The following is a 17,884-nucleotide window of genomic DNA, read 5'->3' on the forward strand; positions in this document are numbered from 1 at the left end:
GTGATTATTGCTCAAATAACGGGGTTGGCTTGCCGTTGTCATCGATAGCCACGAAATTAAATTGTCCGTGGATTACCTCTTCGCGTCCTTCCGCGTACATATCTTCTAAAAAGATAGAGACATTAACGGTAAGGCTAGTTCTACCGACACGGATCACTTTACCAACTAATTCAACAATGGTGCCTGATGGAATCGGGTGCGTAAAATTGATTTTTTCTGTCGAAACGGTTACCAGTCTTTTACGGCAAAAACGGGTAGCGGTAATAAAGGACACTTCGTCCATCCACGCTAATGCGGTGCCACCAAACAATGTGCTGTGATGGTTAGTGGTGGTTGGGAAAACCACTTTAGAGACATGAGTAACAGATTGTTCAATTTTTTGTTTGATTACATCATCAACGTTGGAACACATATTTAAGCCTTACTTTGAATTCTCACTATTTAAATGTCGAACCAGCAAACTAATTACTTGCTGCAACATTAATGTGCGTATCATTAATGTTGCGAATAAGTGTAATCCTGATCACAAATAAATACAGTGATTAATCAAACATGAATCGTTCCGGCTAGAAAGAGTGTCGCTTTTCCCGTCAATTTGACGCGATTTTGTTCAATCAAACAGTGTATTTTTCCACCACGCTCAGAAATTTGATGACCTAATAACGAATTTTTCTGCAAGCGCTTAGCCCAAAGTGGGGCAATCGCACAGTGGGAAGTTCCTGTGACGGGATCTTCATCGACGCCTTTGGCAGGGGCAAAATAGCGAGAAACAAAGTCACATTGATCATCAGTGCTTTTTGCTGTGATGGTTAGACCCTGTAAGGGAAGCTTAGCGAGTCTCAACATATCTGGGTGGCAATGTTGCACTTGCTCTGATGAATCGACAAAACAGATGTAGCGGTCTTTGGCTAAATAGAGTTCAGAAATGGTTGTGCCGAGAATGTCATTTAATTGAGGATATTGGCTTAGATTCGCTGGCTCACACGCTAAAATTGGAAAGTCTAATGTGAAGCCGTTTTGGTTTTTGTAGACGGTCAGCTCCCCAGATAAGGATTGGAACACAATTGGGTTGATAGGGTGCTGTTTAAATCGGTTTAGAATATAGGATGCCGCAAGGGTGGCATGACCACACAGTTTGACTTCCATTAGTGGTGTAAACCAGCGGATGTGCTCACCAACTAAAAAGGCTGTTTCAGATAAATTAATCTCGGCGGCAATGGCGATAAGTTTGTCATCTGGCAGCCATTCATCGAGCAGGACAATGGCGGCAGGGTTGCCATGAAATAGGGTATCAGTGAACGCATCGACATAATAAATCGGAAAAGATTGTGAGCTCATGGTAAAAATCCTTGAGAGGAAATAACTCATTATGGTTAGAAAAGTAGAAGGAGAGTATCACGAGATTGGCGATATAGAGGAGAGGTTGGCGCAATAATTTTTGTGATTATTACGCCAACAGAATCATGTCTAATTATAGGGAATATTACTTCGCGTTAGCTTCGTTTCTATCCGCGTTTTTCAGCATTTTTCTCACAGGTATAATCAGAGCGGCTAACACAATGGCGCAGATCACCAGTGCGATAGAAACGTGAGAGAATAGCTCAGGCATAGAATCCAATTGGTCTTTACGGATATTACCACCCATGATACCTGCCGCTAAGTTACCTAGCGCGCTTGCACAGAACCATAATCCCATGACTTGTCCACGCATTTTTTGCGGAGCCAGTAATGTCATGGTTGCCAGTCCAATTGGGCTTAAACATAGCTCACCTAAGGTCAGTAATAAGATACTGCCCACTAACCAGAATGGGGATACACCGGATTGTGTCGCAAGAACTTGGTTAGCTGCCACCATCATGATAGCAAAACCACCCGCAGCAAACAGGATACCAATGACAAACTTGGTCATGCTGCTTGGGTTCAGATTACGCTTGGCTAATGATGGCCAGAACCAGCTGAAAATAGGAGCTAACAGGATGATAAACAAGGCGTTGATTGACTGGAACCAAATCGTTGGGATTTCAAAATTACCCCATTGGCGATCAGTGTAGTCGCGCGCAAAGATGTTAAATGATGTTGGCTTTTGCTCAAACGCAGACCAGAAGAATGCCGCAGCAATTAACAGAATCAAGCAAGCGAGTAAACGGGAGCGTTCGCTACTGTTTAAACCTGCGCAGAAGAACATAAAAATAAAGTAGATGCCCACACAAGTAGAGATAATGTAAGCAGAACTTTTTGCAATCACCGTAGGGTTGAATGGAATCGTCCCGTTATTGATTAATACGACTAGTACTGCCAGTGCCGCCATTGCAACCGTAACCCATTTACCAACATTTTTACGTTGCACAGTAGGGTGGTTCCAAGTGGAATCTAAGCCAACTTCTTTGTCATAACGACGCATTTGTGGAATCGCGTAGAAACGGAAGATAAGCAGGGCGACTAACATACCCAAGCCACCCAAGCCAAAGCCTAAGTGCCAACCGTATTTCTCATGTAATGGGCCAATAATTAATGGGGCAATAAATGAGCCCATATTGATACCCATATAGAACAGAGAGAAGCCGCCATCACGACGGGTATCTTCTTTCTTATATAAAGTACCGACCATGACAGTGATACAGGTTTTAAATAGACCCGTACCGAGGACAATCAGCAGTAAACCGATAAAGAAGAAGGTATTGGTGAAGAGTGCAGACAGCGCAATAGATAAGTGACCTAATGCAATGATTAAGGAACCATACCAAACCGCACGGCGTTGACCTAACCAGTTATCTGCTAACCAACCACCCGGTAATGAGGTGATATAAACACCACCTGCAAAGATACCGACAATTGCAGAAGCTTGCTCAATCGGAAGCCCCATCCCACCTTGCAACAAAGTTGCACTCATGAAGAGGATCAGAAGGGGACGAACACCATAGAAAGAAAAACGTTCCCACATTTCTGTGAGGAAAAGTGAACTTAATGGGTAAGGATGCCCAAAAAAAGTTTTAGTTTTAGTCGCAGAATGACTCATCTGTGAACTCCAATACGTTATGACTTAAGAGGTTGTGCCGAATTGTGAATGTGGAGCAAAACCCCACCACTATTTTTTATTGATATGTTAATGCTGTGTTGCAAACATATTTTCGGCATACATTATTATAAAATTGCTAATAAGCAGAATGAATTTATCGTAAGAAAGTTAGTTTTAAGATGAAAATTCGATGTAACTCTCATTCTTACGATAAGAGGGCACAGAATAACGGATTTTTATTGACAATAAAAGAATGTTTTTTGAATCGATTAAGTTCATTAAAAACATATGGTTACAAGTTGATTTCTGCACTTATAAACTTTTCATGGAAAAGATAATAAAAAGTTATGTTTTGGCGTGGAAATCACACATTACCATTACTTTTGGGAGGGAGATGCTCTTAGACCATCAGATTGTTTTCTGATTATTATCCACGAATAAATCAGGTTTATGAGTACTAATACAGAGGTGAAGAAGAAGACGGCTCTAAAGCCGTAAGTGGCTGCCACAAAGGAACCCATCAAAGGACCCGTGACATTACCTACATCGCGTAATGCTTGGTTGTAGCTAAATATTCGCCCAGTAATTTGGTGGGAGATATTATAAATTATTAAAGTTTGTACTGCGGGTAATAATGCGGCATTAAGGGCACCAAGCAAAAAGCGTAAAGCGCCTAACTCCCAATAGCTACTGACTAATCCCATCGGGAATAAGACAAAAATGGATGCGCCAAGCACTGCCAATAAAACGCGGTCGGGTCCAATTCGGTCACTCAGTTTTCCAAGCATGGGTGCGCTAATCAGGGCAGCAACACCAGGAATAGAGGCAATCACGCCGCTAATAAAAGCAAGGTTATCCATCGAGTTAGACAATTCCCTCACGTATAACGTGATCACGGGATTAATTGAACCCATAGACGCTTGGATGATCATGGTGGTGAAAAACAAGCTGATTACTAAGTTTTTATTACGTAAAGAGGCAAAAACTTGTTTCCCCGTGAGGGCATCTTTACGAGAAACAGGAGTAAAGCGCTCACGCACATAGAAAAGAGTGACAAAAAAGCAGATAAATAACACACTTGCGGTAATGAAAAACACGGGACGCAAGCCATATTGATCAGCTAAAAAACCACCAATGAGTGGACCAATCAATGCGCCGCTAACTGCGCCAGTCGCCAAAACGCCCATCGCCCAGCCGCTTTTATTAACGGGCACCTGTGTTGCAATTAGCGCATTAGCATTCGGGACAAACCCGCCAAGTAAGCCTAAAAGTGCTCGCAAAGCCAAAAGCTGCCAAATATTCTGCGCAAAGCCAATCAACACCATCACAATCGCCATACCAAGGGCAGAACGCAGCAACATTAATTTACGACCGCGGCGGTCAGAAAGGCGCCCCCAAAAAGGTGCGGCAATAGCGGAAAAGAGAAAAGTAATACTGAAAACAGCACCGGTCCATAAATTCAATGAAGTATGGTCAGTAACGCCAAGCTCTTCAATATAAAGAGGGAGGAAGGGCATGATCAGGCTGAAGGCTGCGCCCGTTAGAAAGCAACCGAACCAGACGATGTAGAGGTTTTTTTTCCAGTAAGTACTTTTCTTCATGTGCTCCCTTCATATTTCGCGCCGCAGCGTTGTTGGCTTCATTCGCGCACCCCAGTCACATACTTGTGTATGCTCCTGGGGATCCACTCATTTGCCGCCTAGCTGCAACACGAACTATTTTGGGATAACCGCCTGTTCTAATGCGAATAATTTCGGGAATAGGCAGCCTAGCGGTGGTGGATTTTATCTAAATCGCCATACAGAGAAGGTTCTCCCTTTGGACGCGTTTTAAAACGGCGGTGCATCCACATATATTGCTCTGGTGCCCGTAAAATTTCTTTCTCAATGACCTGATTCATCATTGTCGCGGTGGCGACATTATCGTCCACAGGGAAATTGTCCACCGCTGGCTGAATCAGCAATTTATAGCCCTTACCATCGGGTAAGCGGATAGCTGAAAACGGCACAACGAGTGGATTGCCAAGAGATAATAAGATCTGTGAGCCATTGGTGGTTGCCGCTTTTTCCACCGCAAATAATGGCGCGAATGAACTGTTTCGAGGACCGTAATCATGGTCAGGGGCATACCATAAAATTTCCCCTTCTTTTAATGCGCGGATCATGCCTTTAACGTCTTTACGGTCGAGCATGTATTTATTAGATTTCAAACGTCCACGAGTTTGTAGCCAATCCATCAGTTTATTATCGTTAGCGCGATAAACACCAATGCCGGGGTTCAACATACCAAATGCGCGACCGCCGATTTCCAACGTTAAGAAATGGACGCCTAACACAATAATGCCACGACCGGTTTCTTGGGCGGTGAGCATATTTTCACGACCTTCAACTTTAAGCCAACGGCGCACTCGCCAATCAGGCCAGAACCACGCCATTCCTGTTTCAAAAACGCCCATACCAACGGATTCAAAGTTTTGATCAACTAGTTTTTTACGCTCTTCTTGGCTCATTTCGGGAAAGCACAGTTGTAAATTGCGATCGGCAATGAGAACGCGTTTCTTTAAAAAGCGCTTGGAGAAACGCCCCAAACGGGTGCCTATCCAATAAATGACTGGATAAGGAAGTAGGACTAGCAGGTATAGCACGCTAATGCCAAACCAAACTAACCAATAACGGGGATGTAATAAACTTTTCTCAAATTTTGGTGCTGGGATCATTGTTTTTTCGGTTTCTACTTTAGTGGATTTCAATTAAAAATAGCTTGTTAATCTGAATGATATCAAATTAATCAGCAAAAAGTTGCGCGGCTTGCATCGTGCTCATTAATTCCGCAAGGTTTCTAACTGCCATTTTTTCCATCACTCGAGAGCGGTGGACTTCGACGGTACGTACAGAAACACAAGCAACCTCTGCAATTTCACGGTTTATCAGCCCCTGAAGCACATAGCCACACACATCTTTTTCTTTGGGGGTTAACGTTTCATAGCGCTGTTGAATAAGAAAACGCTCAGTCGCTTTAATAGTTTGCAGCCGAGCTTGCTCAAGAGTTTCAGCAAGTTGCTGGCTATCAATAGGTTTCTGTAAAAAATCGATAGCGCCTAGTTTCACTTGCTCTACTGCCATTGGGATATCGCCATGCCCAGAAAGAAAAATGACGGCAAGTGTACTCTGTTGCTCTTTGAGATATTGGTGAACTTGGCGTCCATCCAGTTTTGGCATCCGCATATCCAGCAATACCACACCTTCTTCATGTAAAGGAGCTTGTTGAACAAACTGTTCACTGTCGTTCCAGACAGTGACGCTATAACCTAGCGTTTCAAGTAAAAACTGACAGGAATCGGTGACATCGCTGTCATCGTCGACAAGGTGAATGACAGGCATTAACTCATTCCTCGTAGCTTATTTCTTATTCATATAAATGGTTTTGAAAGCATTGTCACATATAGTTATTGGGAATGTTATCTTTTGTGTGGCAAAACATGCGCTATTTCTGATTATCCCGAATAATTAAAAATCAAAGTAACGCGCAGACCATCTTTCCCATCTTCATTACGTTGATTTTCAATATGAATATCGCCACCTTGGCTTTGAATTAATCGCTGGCAAATCACCAAGCCTAGCCCCAATCCCTCTGGTTTCGTCGTAGCAAACGGTGTTATTCCTTGACTGAGTTGTTCGTCGGGCATTCCACCAGCATCATCTTGTAATACGAGCAAAAATCGGTTTTCAGCAAAGTGGAAGCTAAACGTTAATGTGTTGGCTCCTGCTTGGAGGCTATTACTAATTAGATTAGATAATAGTTGGTCGAGTAGGGTATCTGGCAACAAGAGATGCACATCAGGGCTATCAGGTAGCTGTAAACGAGCCATTGGGAAGTGTTGCTCAACTTGCAACAGTTGCCAAATGTGGTTGATGGTTTGTTTGACGGAGTGCTGGCGAAGTGTCAGAGGAGACTCTTGCCCTGGCTTCCCAGCCCATAAACGGAGGTTTTGAATAATATCAGCACCCCGTTGAGCCTGTTCATCAATCTTACTGATCGCACCAAGAAGCGGGTGGCTTTCAGACTCTTTTTTTAATCGTAAAATGGAGCCTTGGGCATAGTTACGGATTGCCGATAGGGGCTGGTTAAGTTCATGGGCAAATCCAGATGCCATTTCACCTAATATATTGAGTCGTTGCGCTTTTTGTAGGTTAGTTTCTTGCTGTCGCAAGCGGTTATGCGCGACTTCCAATTGTTGACTGCGGCGGCGAACTAAGAAAGCAATCCAGACGTGATTAATGCCCAGTAGCACAAAAACTAAGGCGATAATTCCAATGGTAATTTGGTGTTGGATGGTCCAACTGACGATATCTTGCCAAATTTCTCTTTGCTGTGGGTGTTGGTTGACGTCGCGCAGTAAGTTTTCAACTTGTGTGATGGATGCGGGAGCTCCCCAGCGCATACTTGGCGCATCGCCAGATAATAAAACCTTGGTGACTTTATCCACCAAATTATCGGGCACTTCACTTAACGCGGCAAATGACCAGTTAGGGTACAGCTCAGTGCTCGTTAAGCAGGGCAATGCACTCTTTTTTTGAATCAGTGGTCGGAATTGGTGTTTATCAATCAGTCCTTCGCTATCCATGTTTTCTAATAAACAAACAGGGACAATTGCCGCAGTCAATGATTTATCCCGTAAGGCGTATAATAATGCGTCGGCAGGAAAGCCTAAAAATTGCATTCGAAAATCTTTTTCCGCGTCATATCCCAAGTCTCGTAGCACTTTATAACCTAACAAATATCCCCCAAAAGCATCCGTCGAAATGGCACCGACCTTTTTACCAATGAGTTGGTTTGCATCGTGAATATCGCTGTCACTGCGTACCAAGATAAGGCTACCAATCACGTTGCGGGTTGTACTGTTCGGCTCAACATCAGAACGCAAAGAGAGCAACCAGCGAAGATGGTACCGATTATCAAGCTGAATAAATTGTGCAGGATTGGTCAGCAAAAAATCGATTTTGCGATTGGAAATCGCCTCTTTCATTTCTTCAAGATTCAGGGGCTTTAGGATAAAGCGTTCACCGGGAATGGACTGATTAAGCGTATCGACCAAAGGCTGCCAGTGCAACTGTGTGAAATTCGGTCCACGTAAGGCGAGAACACCAATGGTCCATTGTGCCGCGCCCGCGGGTATGCACCATAGCAGCAAGGTTATTAAAAGTATGTGATACAACGGCATAGACGATTTTTTTAACATTTGGGGTTTATTCGTTGCGTTAGATCAATATCCCTTCGGGTATGTGGTAAACCACAATAGGGGTACAAGGCTTTTATTCTTACTATGGCATCAGAATCATTCGAGTAGCACAAAGATAACACACCGATTTTAAAGAGAAATAAGAATTTAGTGGTTATCAGACATCGGTAACACGGTGTTACCCAAACGTAAGATAAACCAATAATAGATTGATTATTAACTTTTATTTTCGCATTAGCAATGTCAATACTGGAGCCGATTATGGATCTGAGTAAACGAAAATTCCTACAACAGATTGGAGCCGTCACTGCGGGTGCATCGCTGATCCCAATCGCTGAGGCGGGTTTGAGTTTTTCCCCAACTCGACGTGAAGGCAACCCTGAAAAACGTTATGGAATGCTGATTGATTTACGCCGTTGTGTAGGGTGTCAATCCTGTACGGTCAGCTGTTCCGTTGAAAACCAAACACCACAAGGTCAATTTAGAACCACTGTTAACCAATATCAAGTTTCCTTAAAAGGGGAAGATGGTTTGACTAACGTTCTATTGCCCCGCTTGTGTAACCATTGTGATAACCCTCCTTGCGTGCCTGTTTGCCCAGTGCAAGCAACTTTCCAGCGTGAAGATGGCATTGTCGTTATTGATAATGAACGTTGTGTGGGTTGTGCCTATTGTGTACAAGCTTGCCCGTATGATGCGCGTTTTATTAACCACTCAACACAAACTGCAGACAAATGTACGTTCTGCGCACATCGCTTAGAAGTCGGCTTATTACCTGCTTGCGTGGAATCGTGTGTCGGTGGCGCGCGTATTATTGGCGATTTAAAAGATCCCAATAGCACCATCCGTAAGATGCTGACAGAGCATGAAGCGCAAATCAAAGTATTGAAACCAGAAAGTGGCACGTTGCCACAGGTGTTTTATTTAGGGCTGGATGATGCGTTTGTGGAGCCGTTGCAAGGTAAAGGGCAACCGGCATTATGGCAGGAGGTGTTCTGATGAGCGAACAAGTGACCTATATTTCTGAAATTATGGCGCAGCCACAAGAGTTTTTCTGGCTTCCTTGGGCGGTGCAATACTTTTTCTTTATTGGTATTGCTGCCTGTGCGGTGCTGTATGCCTGCTATCTTCATTGGCAAAATCGCAGTGAGAATGGTCGCCTCGAAATGATTGCTGTCTTTATTGCGATTACGATGGGGATCACTGCTCCATTGGCATTGACGGCTGACCTGCACCAAACCGCGCGTGTATGGCACTTTTATGCACATCCAACAATGTGGTCTTGGATGTGGTGGGGCTCTGTGTTGCTACCGCTATTTACCACGTTTGTTGGGTTGTACTTTGTAGCGCTATTGGTCAAATTGATTTGGAAGAAAGAGTATAAAGCGACCCGTTGGGTTGCACTGTTAGGTGCTCTGTCTGCGATGGGATTACTACTGTATACCGGTCGTGAAGCGTCTGTTTTAGTTGCTCGTCCAATTTGGTTTAGCTGGTGGATACCTGCCTTGATGTTCTTAAGTGCACTACAAGTGTTACCTGCTCTGATGAGTTTAGGCGCACGTCGTGAGCCGCAATATCAAAATCGTTTGGCTCGTTTCCAAGTGATTAGCTTGTTGCTGTTTGCGGTCTGTTTTGCCCTGTGGATCTCCGGTGATACCACATCAGGTATTGCTGTTCGCCAACAATTAGATGTGGCAAGCCCGGGCTGGTGGATGTTGATGGGCGTATGTGCGCTGTGGGCTATCACCTTTGTGATGGCAGTGAGTAATGTAAAAGCTGTTCGTTCAGTGCCTTACATCACCGTTTTAGCGTTAGTGTCTATGGCGTTAGCGTGGGTATTACGCTGGATTTTCCTGATGGAAGTCCAAGCGGTGCCAAAATACAACATGATTACCAATCCATATCATTTCCCATTAGGGAATGATGGATTACTGGCAATAGTCGGTACGTTTGGATTGTGGATTGCATTAACAATTATTGTTCGCGAAGGTGTTCGCTGGTTTGCGGGGAGAGTGCAACATGGCTAAATTCTCAAGACGTCAATGGCTTAAAGGTGGTTTAGTTGTCGGTGGTCTTGCCTTATTTGGTGCAAGCTACCGTGAAGTTGCCAAGCGTGCTGTGGATGGTTTAGTGGATGGCACTTCTGGGAAAGTGACGCTGAATCGCATTAATGGTAATTCACTTATTCCTGAAGGAACGGCGATTGGTGGTTGGAAGGAAAATCCGGAGCAAGTTGTCTCGATGACACAATGCTTTGGTTGTTGGACCCAATGTGGGATCCGTGCCCGTGTAGATAGCGCAAAAAATGAAGTGCTGCGCATCGCCGGTAACCCTTATCATCCATTATCCCACGAAAAACATTTCCCTTATGGTATGCCGTTATCGACAGCATTTGCCAAAATGGGGGGCGAAAGTGGCTTAGAGCATCGTTCGACAGCTTGTGCCCGTGGTGCAACGTTAATGGAAGGGCTAACCAGCCCATTACGTATTCTCGAACCAATGAAACGTGTAGGTAAACGCGGTGAAGGTAAATGGGAACGTATTAGCTTCGAGCAATTAATTAAAGAAGTTGTTGAAGGTGGAGATTTATTTGGCGAAGGGCACGTGGATGGCTTACGTGCTATTCGGGACCTAGAAACGCCATTAGATCCATCTCAACCAAAGTTAGGACCAAAAGCGAATCAGTTATTGGTGACGAATGCCGGAGATGATGGTCGTGATGGGTTTATTCGTCGCTTTGCTCAAAATGCGTTTGGGAGTAAAAACTTTGGTGCTCACGGGGCTTATTGTGGTCTTGCCTATCGTGCGGGCTCCGGTGCGTTGATGGATGACTTGGACAAAAACGCCCACGTTAAGCCTGATTGGGACAATACGCGCTTTGCGCTGTTTATTGGAACCTCTCCGGCACAATCAGGAAACCCATTTAAACGTCAAGGTCGCCAGTTGGCGAGTGCTCGTCTGCGAGATTCTTTTAATTATGTTGTTGTTTCTCCTGCATTACCATTAACCACAACGCTAGCGAATGATCATGGTCACTGGGTGCCAGTTCAGCCGGGAACGGATGCGGCATTAGTGATGGGAATGATCCGCTGGATTATTGAAAATAATCGCTATAACGCAGCGTATCTCAGCGTACCAAGTGAAAAATCGATGGAAGCGGCAGGCGAAAAAAGCTGGACGAATGCAACCCATTTGGTGATCACCGATGATGCGCATCCGCTGGCAGGTAATTTACTACAAGAATTCCATTTGACGGGTGTGGCGCCAGAAGTCGCTGAAAATGGCAAGGATGAAGAGAAAAAAGCGTATTTAGTACAGGATGCGAATGGTGAGCTGAAGCTCGCGGATGATGTGACCAATGCGGAGTTGTTCGTCACTCGTCAAGTGACTTTGCATGATGGTAGCGAAGTCACTGTAAAATCCAGTTTCCAATGTTTAAAAGAAGCTGCGGATCGCATGACGCTAGAAGAATATAGCCAGCGCTGCCAAGTTCCAGTAAAAACCATTGAATCACTGGGTAAAGCCTTAACTTCTTACGATAGAAAAGCGGCGGTGATTTCTCACGGCGGTATGATGAGTGGGAATGGTTTCTATACGGCTTGGGCTGTGATTATGCTTAATGCTCTCATTGGTAATTTAAACCTGAAAGGCGGCGTGTCTGTAGGTGGCGGCAAATTTAACGGTGAAAATGATGGTCCCCGTTACAATATCGCTGGCTATAAAGGCAAAGTGAAGCCTAAAGGGGTGGTGTTATCACGCAGTAATGAAGTTTATGAAAAATCGGATGAATTCAAAGCAAGAGTGGCGGCGGGTGAAAAACCGTATCCAGCTAAAGCTCCTTGGTATCCGTTTGCAAAAGGTCAGTTAACCGAGCAGCTTGCATCTGCATTATTGGGCTATCCATATTCGCTGAAAGCGTGGATCACCAATATGACTAATCCTGTGTATGGTATTGCGGGTATTCGTCAGGTGATGGAAGAAAAACTGAAAGACCCGAAACATCTGCCTTTGATTATTGGTATTGATGCTTTCATGAATGAAACCACGGCGTTGGCGGACTACATTGTGCCAGATACCCATAACTTTGAAAGTTGGGGGTTCAGTGCCCCATGGTCTGGTGTTCAAGTGAAAGCGAGTACGGCGCGTTGGCCAATTGTTGAATCTCGTACTGCAAAAACGGTGGATGGTCAGCCAATTTCAATGGAAGCATTCTGTATTGCCGTCGCAAAAGAACTGAAATTACCCGGCTTCGGCGATAATGTCATCGCGGATATGGATGGCAACATGTATCCACTCAACACTGCCGAGGATTATTATCTTCGAGTCGCGGCGAACATGGCTTGGCTGGGTGAGAAACCAGTTCCAGAAGCAGCAACGGAAGACATCAAAATCAGTGGAGTGGAACGCATCATGCCTGATATTACTCGGACATTGAAACCGGAAGAAGTTCGCCGTGTAGCGTATATCTTTACTCGTGGTGGTCGGTTTGCTCCTTATGAAAAAGCGTGGGATGGCGATGCGACAGGTCCACAATGGAATAAAGGGTTACAAATTTGGAATCCAACCGTAGCCATTAACCGTCATGCTATTACGGGTGAGCGTTTTAGTGGTTGCCCGACTTACTATCCGCCACGTATGTCAAATGGTGAAGATGTTAATGCGGTATTCCCAGAGAAAGAGTGGCCATTAAAAATGATGTCCTTTAAATCCCATGTCATGAGCAGCTCTACGACGATGATCGAGCGTCTACGCCATGTGAAGCCAACAAACCTAGTTGCGATTCATCCCGATGATGCGGCGAAGATGGGGGTAAAACACGGGGATTGGATCAAAATTACCACACCGGGTGGTCATGCGGAGGCTCAGATTAGTGTGCTTGATGGGGTTATGCCGGGAGTTTTGGCGGTTGAGCATGGCTATGGGCACACTGAAATGGGTGCAAAACAGCACTATTTAGACGGTGCGCCAATGCCAATGAATGCGGCAAATGGTTCAGGTATTAACTTGAATGACTTGGGGTTTGCGGACCCGACGCGTGAGGTCGCCAATACTTGGCTTGATTGGGTTTCTGGTGCCTCCGTGAGACAAGGTTTACCAGCCCGTATTGAATTACTTGGCTAAAGGTGAAGTTTGCCTATAAGTTAAAAGTTGTACGGTAGTAAAGTGTAGTAAGGGGCTTCTGACCTACTCTGTTCTGCATAGCGGAGTAGGGAAGAGCCTTTGCAGTTGACATTGCGCTCTACGATGCGGTTTACCCATCGTAACTTCGGCAAATGCCAGGGAGGGGGAGCCCTCCCTTTTTTCTTATTAAGCATACAATCAACATGCTGACTCTTTTTCTCACCAATGGTTTTAATCAGTGGGTCTACCATTTCAAATGTATCCACAATAATCGAGTATGATGCTTTTTGAATTCGTTCCCGCTATAAATGAATATTGAGGGCGATTTGTTTATCACTGGCTAAATTATGTAATTATCGTTCAACAACACCATAAAAATTTGATAGTAAATGTAATATCCACTAAAAATAAATGGTTTTTTATTAACATAATAAAGGGGATAATAACTCACAATTAACTAGCAATTCACGGTTAGTAATTGAAATTTATTTTATATCAAAGCATTACGAAGGAAAGCGAACACCATGCCAGTGTTACATAACCAAGTTTCAAATAAAATTCTAAAAGAACGTATGTTGGCGGAAGTCGAGCCACGTACCACTATTTCTTTTTATAAATACTTTAATATTCAAGATCCCATTGCATTCCGTAATGAATGGTACCAACAATTCAAAGCGTTGAGTGTATTTGGTCGTGTCTATATTGCAAAAGAAGGGATAAACGCTCAAATTAGCGTCCCTGCATCTAATGTGGATGCATTGCGTGAACTTATTTATACGACAGAGCCAGCTTTAAATGGTCTGCGTTTAAATATCGCTATTGATGATGACGGCAAATCATTTTGGGTACTACGCATGAAAGTGCGTGATCGAGTTGTTGCTGATGGTATTGATGATGAAACGTTTAATCCTGCGAATACAGGGCAGTATCTAAAGGCTGAACAAGTCAATGAAATGATTGACGACCCAAACACAATTTTTGTCGATATGCGTAACCACTATGAATATGAAGTGGGTCACTTTGATAATGCGATAGAAGTCCCTTCTGATACGTTTAGAGAGCAACTGCCAATGGCGGTTGAAATGCTACAAGATCAGAAAGATAAAAATGTGGTGATGTATTGTACTGGTGGTATTCGCTGTGAAAAAGCGAGTGCTTACATGCTACATAACGGCTTCCCAAATGTTTATCATGTGGAAGGTGGGATCATTGAATATGCGCGCAAAGCAAAAGAACAAGGTTTGCCATTGCGCTTCAAAGGTAAAAACTTTGTGTTCGATAACCGCATGGGTGAACGTATCACTGATGATACATTAGCACACTGCCACCAATGTGGTGATGAGTGTGATACCCACACAAACTGCAAAAATGATGGCTGTCACTTATTATTTATTCAATGCCCAAGTTGCGCTGAAAAATATGAAGGATGCTGTAGCCATGCATGTACTGAAGAGATGAAATTACCTGAAGAAGAGCAGCGTGCTCGCCGTGCAGGTCGAGAAGTAAGTAATAAAATATTTAATAAATCTCGTCACCGTTTAGCGGATGGGTTATTAAATAGCGAAAAATAATCACTCTAACTTCTAATAGGAAAAGCCCTTTAATAAGGGCTTTTTTATTAATAAAGATATTTAAAAACATTATAAATAAAAAATAACTCAATCCTATTCTTAACAAATACTTTTGACGTGATATGCCGTTTTTGTGAGTAAACAGTGCTGTTACTGATTCCTAATTTTCTGGAAATAATATGATTGGGTGTTTCATTCATCCAGTTATTAATTATGCTCTGTTCTTTTATGGTGAAAATAGATGAATCATTATTATTAGCAAGTTTGGTTATTTTCTCTATTTGTTCAGAATCGATAATTACTTTATCTAATGTTTGAGTCATAATATTCTTTGACATTATAAAGAAATTATCCTTCAATAACAAAGGTTTGTCGGTTAGTGGGTATGCGGCATTGATGTAAATATAGAATCGAACGCTATTAGAGCTATTTAGTAATGCCTTTAAAACTGGGCAATAACTTGAATAGTGACAATAGTAAGTTAAATTTACCAATACAATACTAGGTGAGTAATTAATTATATATTGAATACCTTCTTCAATGCACCCTGTACTAATAAATTTTAATTTTCTATTAGACGATAAATATTCGGTAATACCAAGTCGGGTATAATAACACTCATCAATAACTAATATTCTCATAGGGAACATCCTTGTCCAGAAAAGAGTGTTACAATAAATTGGAATTGATATTGAAGTCAATAAAGTAATAATAAAAATAATAAATTAGTGCTTGTATTTGCAATTAATTCATAATTGATAGTTTTTATTTAATTGCTAAAAATAAATATAAAATAATCATTTATTAATAATGGGAATGTGAATGGCGAGATGATAACGAATGGATATTTGTTGTTAGACAAATATCCATTCTTTTGCCTGCTACGGTATTAATGCGTTTTGAAATCAGATTCAAGATATTCGCCAGACTCAATCTTATCAATTCCAGCCTGAAGAATATTAATCAGCTGTTTGGCTACATCAGTCGTCAGCCACATGGTTTTATCCACAATAGCGCTATCTGGACTATTGTTTTGTTCGGGGAGGTAATGTAAGCGTAGCATCATCGCGTCATAGGCATCGACAGTACTGATATCCCAGCCAACAACAGGGTGAGTTTGGATTACATCATTTTTTCTATTCATTTAGACCTCCTAATCAAACATCGTGATAAATAATGAATATCTATTACTGACTAAGAGCAGGTAACTCAGAACGAGCTATATCTAGTATAAGAAGATTTTTTTAATATGATAGTAATAAATCTATTTTTTCTATGAATTTTAATAAAAATTAAAAAAATAGTCGAAGATTCGTTCAAAAAAAGATGTGAAAAGGATAAAACCTTTCCACATCAAAATGTTATTAGCTTACTTTGATTGTCCAACCGCAATCTTCACCCGCTAAGAATGGGATTAATTTATCTGTTCCACAAGCAATAGATTCACACATTATATTTTCAGCTTTGGTCAATGTAATGTGCCCTTCATTAACAGGCAATCCGTAAAATTTAGGTCCATTCAGTGAGCAGAATGCTTCAAAATGAGCCAAGGCATCTAACTCTTCGAATACAGTAGCGTATGCCGCTAGTGCGGTTGGGGCATTAAATACGCCAGCGCAACCACACGAGGTTTCCTTACGTGACTGAACATGAGGAGCGGTATCAGTACCTAAGAAGAAGCGATCACAACCGGATGCGACGGCAGCCCGTAACGCTTCTTGGTGAACATTTCGTTTTAGAATAGGTAAGCAGTACAGGTGTGGTCGAACGCCGCCCACTAGCATGTGGTTACGGTTAAACATTAAATGTTGGGGCGTTAATGTTGCCGCAGTAAATTCGTTCGCATCTAACACATATTGCGCGGCTTCTTTTGTGGTGATGTGTTCAAAAACGACTTTTAACTGAGGGAATTGAGCACGTAATGGGAGCATGACTTGTTCAATAAATAGCGCTTCACGATCAAAGATATCAATATGGCTAGCGGTCACTTCACCATGAATGAGCAGTGGCATCCCAGCCTGTTCCATCGCAGCTAAAACAGGATAAATTTTCTTAATATCGGATACACCATGGCTAGAGTTAGTTGTGGCATTTGCTGGGTATAATTTACAGGCGGTAAATACACCTTCATTAAAGCCACGGATTAATTCATTAGCATCGGTTGTATCTGTTAAATAGCATGTCATCAGCGGGGTAAATTGATGTCCTGCTGGAACTGCTTGCTTGATACGCTCGCGATAAGCTTTTGCGGCTTCCACTGTGGTAACGGGTGGTACGAGGTTAGGCATGACAATGGCACGACCAAAAAATTGGCTAGTGAACGGCACGACTGTATTTAACATTTCATTATCGCGAAAATGAACATGCCAATCATCAGGGCGGCGGATCGTTAGGGTAGTTACAGTTGTCATTAAACCGGCTCCATAAAGGGGGGATGAGTGATGAGCAGATGCTCAAGCCGGGAAAGAATGATAAAACGAAAACGATTAAATAGCTATGATCAAGGACAAGATAAATGGAAATTATTTTGCTAGAGGATTTTTTAACGTATTGGAAAATAAAGAAATTAAATAAGAATAGGACAAAGAAAGGAAATATTAAGTTGGCTCCTCCAGCTGGACTCGAACCAGCGACATACGGATTAACAGTCCGCCGTTCTACCGACTGAACTATGGAGGAACTCCCTTAACACGCAGAGGATATTAGCGTTCTGAATCACTAATGTCAAAGGGGAAAATGACAAAATAAGTTCGTTTGCCTGTTATCTGCACGAATCGATAGTATTTTGATCTAATAAGGTGCTAAGGAAAGAGGAATGATAGAAAACTGTTGAAAAAAGAATCGGTTAAAAAGGTTAGGTTTAAGAATGGCTAAGTGAAAATGGTAGGAAATAGAAAGTAGTGAAAGATAGAAAGCAAGAAGCCCGCTAGGATAACC

At 42.7% G+C, this 17,884-nt stretch carries 14 protein-coding genes and 1 tRNA gene; 4 read left to right on the top strand and 11 right to left on the bottom strand.

The features are described 5' to 3' along the window. Window positions 1–4: 4 nt before the first annotated feature. From PROVALCAL_RS04350 to ttrS, 7 genes are all read right to left on the bottom strand, one after another. Window positions 5–412: an acyl-CoA thioesterase gene (locus PROVALCAL_RS04350; RefSeq protein WP_006657906.1), complete on the bottom strand. Its 408-nt coding sequence runs from the start codon at window positions 410–412 to the stop codon at window positions 5–7. 134 nt (window positions 413–546) lie between these two features. Continuing rightward, entirely contained in the window at window positions 547–1,338 is a 792-nt protein-coding gene (locus PROVALCAL_RS04355) for a PhzF family phenazine biosynthesis protein (RefSeq protein ID WP_006657907.1), read from the bottom strand. Between the two features lie 145 nt (window positions 1,339–1,483). Next, a complete protein-coding gene (locus PROVALCAL_RS04360) occupies window positions 1,484–3,016 on the bottom strand; it encodes a peptide MFS transporter (RefSeq protein ID WP_006657908.1) in 1,533 nt (510 codons plus the stop codon). A 377-nt stretch (window positions 3,017–3,393) separates the two neighbouring features. Continuing rightward, on the bottom strand, window positions 3,394–4,617 hold the full coding sequence (gene mdtG, locus PROVALCAL_RS04365; protein ID WP_006657909.1) for a multidrug efflux MFS transporter MdtG: 1,224 nt from the start codon (window positions 4,615–4,617) through the stop codon (window positions 3,394–3,396). A gap of 167 nt (window positions 4,618–4,784) precedes the next feature. Beyond that, window positions 4,785–5,732 (bottom strand): Kdo(2)-lipid IV(A) acyltransferase, encoded by a 948-nt coding sequence (locus PROVALCAL_RS04370; RefSeq protein WP_006657910.1) that lies wholly within the window; start codon window positions 5,730–5,732, stop codon window positions 4,785–4,787. Between the two features lie 67 nt (window positions 5,733–5,799). After that, entirely contained in the window at window positions 5,800–6,396 is a 597-nt protein-coding gene (gene ttrR / locus PROVALCAL_RS04375; protein ID WP_006657911.1) for a tetrathionate respiration response regulator TtrR, read from the bottom strand. A gap of 113 nt (window positions 6,397–6,509) precedes the next feature. Then, the gene (gene ttrS, locus PROVALCAL_RS04380; RefSeq protein ID WP_006657912.1) at window positions 6,510–8,255 is read right to left on the bottom strand and encodes a tetrathionate respiration histidine kinase TtrS; all 1,746 of its coding nucleotides are present in this window, start codon (window positions 8,253–8,255) and stop codon (window positions 6,510–6,512) included. A gap of 261 nt (window positions 8,256–8,516) precedes the next feature. Here ttrS and ttrB point away from each other — a divergent pair, with 261 nt between their 5' ends. The 4 genes from ttrB (at window position 8,517) to trhO (ending at window position 14,947) form a co-directional block, all read left to right on the top strand. After that, window positions 8,517–9,254, top strand: a complete 738-nt coding sequence (ttrB, locus tag PROVALCAL_RS04385) for a tetrathionate reductase subunit TtrB (protein ID WP_036960530.1) — start codon at window positions 8,517–8,519, stop codon at window positions 9,252–9,254. Next, window positions 9,254–10,282 (top strand): tetrathionate reductase subunit TtrC, encoded by a 1,029-nt coding sequence (ttrC, locus tag PROVALCAL_RS04390; protein ID WP_039861589.1) that lies wholly within the window; start codon window positions 9,254–9,256, stop codon window positions 10,280–10,282. The genes ttrB and ttrC overlap by 1 nt, the downstream gene beginning before the upstream one ends. Continuing rightward, on the top strand, window positions 10,275–13,376 hold the full coding sequence (ttrA, locus tag PROVALCAL_RS04395) for a tetrathionate reductase subunit TtrA (RefSeq protein ID WP_006657915.1): 3,102 nt from the start codon (window positions 10,275–10,277) through the stop codon (window positions 13,374–13,376). The genes ttrC and ttrA overlap by 8 nt, the downstream gene beginning before the upstream one ends. A 524-nt stretch (window positions 13,377–13,900) precedes the next feature. Then, window positions 13,901–14,947 (top strand): oxygen-dependent tRNA uridine(34) hydroxylase TrhO, encoded by a 1,047-nt coding sequence (trhO, locus tag PROVALCAL_RS04400; protein WP_006657916.1) that lies wholly within the window; start codon window positions 13,901–13,903, stop codon window positions 14,945–14,947. Between the two features lie 47 nt (window positions 14,948–14,994). On the opposite strand, the gene PROVALCAL_RS19955 is transcribed toward trhO, so the two are convergent. From PROVALCAL_RS19955 to PROVALCAL_RS04420, 4 genes are all read right to left on the bottom strand, one after another. Continuing rightward, window positions 14,995–15,588 (bottom strand): LuxR C-terminal-related transcriptional regulator, encoded by a 594-nt coding sequence (locus tag PROVALCAL_RS19955; protein WP_036965170.1) that lies wholly within the window; start codon window positions 15,586–15,588, stop codon window positions 14,995–14,997. A 248-nt stretch (window positions 15,589–15,836) separates the two neighbouring features. After that, window positions 15,837–16,091 carry a biofilm formation regulator BssS gene (bssS, locus tag PROVALCAL_RS04410; RefSeq protein ID WP_006657918.1) on the bottom strand — a complete coding sequence of 85 codons (255 nt, stop codon included), beginning with the start codon at window positions 16,089–16,091 and terminating at the stop codon, window positions 15,837–15,839. Between the two features lie 220 nt (window positions 16,092–16,311). Next, window positions 16,312–17,358: a dihydroorotase gene (gene pyrC, locus PROVALCAL_RS04415; RefSeq protein WP_006657919.1), complete on the bottom strand. Its 1,047-nt coding sequence runs from the start codon at window positions 17,356–17,358 to the stop codon at window positions 16,312–16,314. A gap of 192 nt (window positions 17,359–17,550) precedes the next feature. Continuing rightward, window positions 17,551–17,626 (bottom strand) — tRNA-Asn (locus PROVALCAL_RS04420). Window positions 17,627–17,884 lie beyond the last annotated feature (258 nt).

It is taken from the genome of Providencia alcalifaciens DSM 30120, from assembly GCF_000173415.1.
Classification (GTDB): Bacteria; Pseudomonadota; Gammaproteobacteria; order Enterobacterales; family Enterobacteriaceae; genus Providencia; species Providencia alcalifaciens.